Origin of the sequence: Microcoleus sp. MOSTC5, from assembly GCF_036701825.1 — a bacterium.
GTDB classification, from domain to species: Bacteria; Cyanobacteriota; Cyanobacteriia; order Cyanobacteriales; family Microcoleaceae; genus Microcoleus; species Microcoleus asticus.
This window is the reverse complement of sequence record NZ_JAUBRK010000163.1, coordinates 1-1,959: the sequence shown is the minus strand read 5'-3', so window position 1 is coordinate 1,959 and position 1,959 is coordinate 1. Positions and strand designations below refer to the sequence as shown.

Here is a 1,959-nt window from a genome sequence, read left to right as displayed (position 1 = left end):
AGACTCGAACTCATGCACTGGCTAATTTCATAAATTCCTTTTTTTGTCAACTCCTAATACTGAACCGACGCCCTAGGGCTATTAATTGCTCCAGCGAGGTTTCACAGTCTGGAATACAGCACTGGATGCCAATACTCATAGACAGTTGATAGCAGCGGTTGCTCTCATGGTTGAAACGAGCGATGTTTGCTTGCAAGCGAACTACAAGCTCTTCGGCATTCTCTAAGTAGTTGAGCGCAAAAATGACAAATTCATCTCCACCCAAACGAGCAACAATGTCTGAACTGCGGCAGGTTTCTTTCAAAATCTCAGCCGCATCTGCAATTGCCCGATCGCCTACCTCGTGACCCATATTATCGTTAAGTTGTTTCAAACCGTCTAGATCGACAAACAGGAGACAGCATGAACTTTTCTGGCGGCGGACTACTTTTAACTGCTGCTGTGCCAGGACAAAAAAACCGCGTCGATTGTGCAACTGTGTCAACTCGTCTGTCAACGACAATTGCCGCACCTGTTCCTCTGCTTGTTGCCGTTCCCAAATTTCCTGCGTCAGTTTGACGTTGACAGTTTCTAACTCAGCGGTGCGATCGCGCACTCGTTGTTCCAGTTCGGCATACACCTGCACGTTCTCGATCGCGACGGCTGTTGTATCTGCCAGTGCTTGGAGTAGCTTCACCTCTTGGTCAGTGGGTTGATGCGGCTGTGCCCAATAGTTGCCGATCGCGCCAATTGGGTCTATTGTCCGAATTGGAACCATTGCCAGACTTTTGACAAATGTGGGCTGATAAGCGGCGTGGGGAATACGAGCGTCCTCATAGATGTCTGGGATGACGGTTGGTTGACGGTTTAACATTGTCCAACCGCTGATGCATATACTCATTGGAAACCGCCGCCCTTTCCACAGAGGTGCAATTGCATCTTCGTCGGCATAGAAACACTGATCTTTGTCGCGCAAGACAAAGGTAGCACCATCAGCACCTGTGAGTTGGCGTGCGGCAACTCGCACGATCGCCATCACATCTTCGAGGCTGCGGGCTAACGAGAGTTCTTGCACAACGACGAGCAGTTTTTCCATTGCTAGGTTGTACTGGCTTGTTGTGCCTTCATTAACAAGATTTGTAATTTTTGTTAAAGGAAGCTTTATAAGAGCTGTGTTCATTTTGTTACGCTTCGGATAGGTTTTCTCGTCGTATCAATTTACTCGGAAACTGAGTAATCTCCTACAGTAGATTTACGTAAACTACCCGGCTGTCCCGTACTTAGGGTGATAAATCGATCTAATCATTCGTAGGTTGGGTAGAGCATTGCAGCCGTATGAGCTACACCGAAGGTTCGTGTAGCTGTGTTCATTTTGTTACGCTTCGGATAGGTTTTCTCCCAGTATCAAATTACTCGGAAACTGAGTGATCTCCTACAGTAGATTTACGTAAACTACCCGGCTGTCCCGTACTTAGGGTGATAAATCGATTTAATCATTCGTAGGTTGGGTAGAGCATTGCAGCCGTATGAGGTACACCGAAGGTTCGTGTAGCTGTAGAGACGTTGCACGTGCTGTAGAGATTGATATGTACCCTTTGTTTCGCCTTTTTATGGGGCTGCTTTTTGTGCGATCGGCCAATAATATCATGTCCGTTAGCATCGGTCACGCTTGGTAACGGCGGGTTTTGACGAAAAGTTGTTTGTTTGATGAAACAATTGTCGGCTAAACCCGCCCCTACGCAACTGATACAACCGGACACGATCTAACTTTTGCATACCATTCAAATGTCTTACAGTGATTTTACCTTAAATCGGGTTGCAAAAGACTTTAATTTGACGATTTCCGAGCGGGGAGCATCCCGGTTTTGTAAATATCCGAATAAGTGTAAAATAGTTAAAATCAATCAATACTCCGGACAGTTTTTAAAGAAGGATGCGACGCCTACGGCAAGCAACGCTTACGCAATAAATCACAGAAGC

2 protein-coding genes and 1 pseudogene are annotated in these 1,959 nt (G+C 46.4%); 1 reads left to right on the top strand and 2 read right to left on the bottom strand.

Features of this window, described 5'->3' with window-relative positions:
• Positions 1–46: 46 nt before the first annotated feature.
• A complete protein-coding gene (locus tag QUA54_RS34110) occupies positions 47–1,159 on the bottom strand; it encodes a diguanylate cyclase (RefSeq protein WP_333419445.1) in 1,113 nt (370 codons plus the stop codon).
• A 313-nt stretch (positions 1,160–1,472) separates the two neighbouring features.
• Complete coding sequence (locus tag QUA54_RS34105; protein WP_333419444.1) at positions 1,473–1,739, bottom strand: hypothetical protein; 267 nt, start codon at positions 1,737–1,739, stop codon at positions 1,473–1,475.
• 25 nt (positions 1,740–1,764) lie between these two features.
• Between QUA54_RS34105 and QUA54_RS34100 the strand changes: the two are divergent.
• Positions 1,765–1,959, top strand: a pseudogene (locus QUA54_RS34100) (hypothetical protein); the annotation flags it as partial.